Source organism: Halobacteriovorax sp., from assembly GCF_041587335.1.
Taxonomy (GTDB): Bacteria; Bdellovibrionota; Bacteriovoracia; order Bacteriovoracales; family Bacteriovoracaceae; genus Halobacteriovorax.
In genome coordinates, this window is record NZ_JBFGYP010000218.1 from 1 (window position 1) to 3169 (window position 3169).

The 3169-nt window shown below is 36.4% G+C and carries 3 protein-coding genes and 1 pseudogene; 3 read left to right on the forward strand and 1 reads right to left on the reverse strand.

The window, feature by feature from the left end; all coding sequences use genetic code 11:
• Positions 1–42: 42 nt before the first annotated feature.
• Positions 43–1014: a glycosyltransferase gene (locus ABX784_RS16450; RefSeq protein ID WP_372656151.1), complete on the reverse strand. Its 972-nt coding sequence runs from the start codon at positions 1012–1014 to the stop codon at positions 43–45.
• A gap of 88 nt (positions 1015–1102) precedes the next feature.
• Between ABX784_RS16450 and ABX784_RS16455 the strand changes: the two genes are divergently transcribed.
• The 3 genes and pseudogenes from ABX784_RS16455 to ABX784_RS16465 form a co-directional block, all read left to right on the forward strand.
• Positions 1103–1825, forward strand: a complete 723-nt coding sequence (locus ABX784_RS16455; protein ID WP_372656152.1) for a dolichyl-phosphate beta-glucosyltransferase — start codon at positions 1103–1105, stop codon at positions 1823–1825.
• A gap of 2 nt (positions 1826–1827) precedes the next feature.
• Positions 1828–2565, forward strand: a complete 738-nt coding sequence (locus ABX784_RS16460) for a class I SAM-dependent methyltransferase (RefSeq protein ID WP_372656153.1) — start codon at positions 1828–1830, stop codon at positions 2563–2565.
• Positions 2549–3169 (forward strand): annotated as a pseudogene (locus ABX784_RS16465) (hypothetical protein); the annotation flags it as partial. The gene ABX784_RS16460 and the pseudogene ABX784_RS16465, both read left to right, overlap by 17 nt.

A 3169-nucleotide genomic window follows, 5' to 3' on the forward strand; every position in this document is an offset into this window, starting at 1 on the left:
ATACAGTAATCCAACTCTTATATTTAATTATAAAATCTTTCATCAGTAAGGTAGTAGATCCTCTGGTCCTTGAGTCAGTTTCCAGGTTGGTTCATTGGCGTTTAGATTTTCTCCTGAAATAATCTTTTCATAGAGCTTAATGTATTCATCCGTAAGTCTTTGTATTGAGAACTTATCTTCAACATACTTTCTTATCTTCTCTCTATCATAATGATTTTCTTTGGCATTAATTTCTTGGAAGAGCTCGTCTCTGTTATTACATACTTTTCCAGCGCCTTCTTGAATGATCTCTGGAAGAGAACCATAAGGACTTCCAAAGACTGGCATTCCCATGGCCATCGCTTCAATTATGGCGATTCCAAAAGGTTCGTGCCAGCGCACAGGAAAGAGAAAGGCGTCACAGTTTTTCATGATACTTATTTTCTCATCGCCGCCCACCATTCCGTGAGAATGGATATATCTTGAAGGAAGATAACTTCTCCCTCCGGCAATATGGAGGTGTTTCTTTGCTTTCTTGCAGGCCTTAATACAGTGCTTTAAGTTCTTAACACTCCAAGAGCCTTTTGCTAGAAAGAGAAAATTCTCAAATGAAGTCTTCTCTTTAGTAGGAAATGGATACTCATCAAAATCGAGCGCATTATAAATAAAGACATCTGATCCATGATTTTCGGCGTGCTTTTTTGATACAAAGACCGTGTTCTTTGGAAATCTCTCTCCAATTTGACCATTACACTGCATGTTAACCAGAGTAGGGACCTTACAGTCAGGAATAAAGTTATATGTTAAATGGATAATATCTGCGTCATTTGGAATAAGAGGAGCAATATCTTCAGCATTAGTGGGAGTTGGAATAAGGGTAATCCCCAAATCTTCAACTTGTGACTCCTTGTGTCCAATGAGAACAACGTCATGTCCACGCTTAGCGAGCTCTTTCATATGCCAAAAGAGTATTCTCTCTATGCCACCATATTTCTTAACTGGAAGGATTCCATTATGTTGAAAAACAATCTTCATATATTTCCTAATAAATTGAGCCTTTAATTATTACCATTTTAAATGTTATAAATGAATAATTAAAGTACTTAACTATAATAGGCTAAATATGTCGATTTGCTTGATCATCCCATGCTTTAACGAAGAATCTCGCTTAGATATTCATTCATTTAAAGAGCATGCTAAAAATAACTCAAACCATCATTTTCTCTTTGTTAATGATGGCAGTAGTGATGGAACACTTAAGATTCTAGAAGAGATATCTAGAGATAGTTCAAATATTGACTACTTAGACCTTAAAGATAATGGAGGAAAAGCAGAGGCCGTAAGGCTAGGGTTTCTTCACTCTTTAAAGTTAGGGACATTTTCAGAAGTAGGATTTTGGGACGCAGACCTTGCAACCCCTCTCTCGGAACTTCCGTACTTTGAACAAGTTTTAAATGAAAAGAAATACGATATTATTATGGGGTCTAGAGTTCTTAGACTTGGAGGCCATATCGATAGAAAGTGGTACCGCCATGTTCTTGGTAGACTATTTGCTACAGTGGCGAGTATCACGTTAAAGCTTCCTGTTTATGATACTCAGTGTGGAGCTAAGTTTTTTAAAACTGATTTAGTTGAGAAACTCTTTAGTGAGAAGTTTGTCTCTTACTGGATCTTTGATGTGGAGCTTCTCTTTAGATATTGTAAAATTGAAAAGCAGGCGAGTGAGAAGATATATGAACTCCCTCTTAATCACTGGATAGATGTTGAGGGCTCAAAGCTCTGTACTTTTGACTTTCTAAAAGCTCCTCTTGAACTTCGAAAAATCTACAAGAAATATAAAGGCTAGAAATGGACATTAAAGAAATTAATGAACTCGATGTTCAAAGTGAGAGAAAGCACTGGTGGATAAGAACGAGGTTTCAATATATAGAGAAGCTCTTTAGTTATTTTACAAAAAAGAACTTAAGCGTTGCCGAGTACGGTTGTGGTAGTGGCCAAAATCTTTGGTATTTGAAAACTCAAAGCCCAAGTATTGAAAAAGTATCAAGAGCGGTAGGAATTGATCCAAATCTTCCTGAAGGTTTTTCAGGAGACTGGTGTGATGAGAGCTTTAGGCTTTCAAATAATTTAAATGAATGTAGTGAGAGTAAGGCAGATGTCTTACTTGCTATGGATGTTCTAGAACATGTTGATGATGATGAAGGTGTACTAAAACAGTGGGTGAGCACTATGAACACTGATGGGGCCATTCTTATTACTGTTCCTGCTTTTCAGTCTCTTTGGTCATATCATGATGAGTTTTTAGAGCATAGAAAGAGATACACTAAGAGTGAACTCTTAGAAGTTGCTGCTAAAGCAGGCTTGAGGCCAGTTTATTTAAGGTATGCTTTTGGATACTTATTTCCAGTTGTGTATCTTGTTAGAAAGCTTTCAAAAGGATCTAAAGATCAGCAAGATCTTAAACTTCCTAATCCTGTGATTAACTGGATAATGCTACTTCTTGGAAAGATCGAGAAGTCTCTTGGGGGAAACCCTCTCTTTGGAACATCTGTAATAGGGATTTTTAAATTTGAAGAAACTAAATAACTTTAAGACAATTCTTTATATATCTTTGGCCTTTCATATCTTTGCGGCCATTTTTAGTACTGGCTTTCAACACTTTGATGAGCACTTTCAGATCTATGAATTTCTAAATTTCAAGTTAGGAAATATTCCAAGTTCAAATCTACCTTGGGAATTTAGAGAGCAGATAAGGCCTTGGTTTCAAGTCTTTACTTACTTTGGCGTTTATAAAACCCTTTCAGCTGTTGGAATAACGTCTCCGTTCTTCTTTGCTTTTGTTATAAGACTTATGACTTCTCTCTTTGGGCTCTTTGCTCTAACGAGATTAATTCCACTTTTAAAGATTTGGATTCCAGAAAGAAAGTATCAAATCATGACTTGGGGATTTTTAAACTTAAGTTGGTTTGTTCCTTATATTCAAACTCGAACAAACTCAGAGAGTTTTGGTATTAGCTTCTTTTTATGGGGGATGTCAGTATTTATTCTGTCTCTTGAAAATAAGAAAGACTATGTTAGAGCTGGGCTTTTTTCGGGACTACTTTTTGGACTGAGTTATCTTTCAAGATCACAGATGGCCTTTGTTGTGGCATTTTTATGGTTTTGGGGACTATTTATAAAGAGAGGAAGC